This window comes from Pampinifervens navoyensis, from assembly GCF_046159715.1.
Taxonomy (GTDB): Bacteria; Aquificota; Aquificia; order Aquificales; family Aquificaceae; genus Pampinifervens.
Genome location: NZ_JBJXCT010000066.1, coordinates 1 through 246, shown reverse-complemented (window position 1 = coordinate 246; position 246 = coordinate 1). Strand labels below are relative to the sequence as shown.

The following is a 246-nucleotide window of genomic DNA, read 5'->3' as shown; positions in this document are numbered from 1 at the left end:
AGCATCGACAGTGACGACTCTTCGTTCGGCCCCGCAACGGGAATGCAGGTTCACGCGAAGGTGAACGACATCAACTTGCAGCCCTCGGCGGGCAACAGCGGCACCATCGGCAGCTCCAGCGCCGACGTCACCTGGTCTACCGCAGGCATTCTCGCCACCTTGCAGGAACAGACCTTCGGCGGGCTCGTCTCCGGCGTCACCGCCGACTCGAGCGCCGGAACACTCGCGTTCGACGTCGGTCCGGTC

Annotated in this window: 1 protein-coding gene; it reads left to right on the top strand. The window is 65.4% G+C overall.

Annotated elements, in window-relative coordinates; genetic code table 11:
- Window positions 1-60: 60 nt before the first annotated feature.
- Window positions 61-246: hypothetical protein (locus ACKRDP_RS10025; RefSeq protein WP_489685591.1), on the top strand; the 186-nt coding region annotated here is incomplete at its 3' end.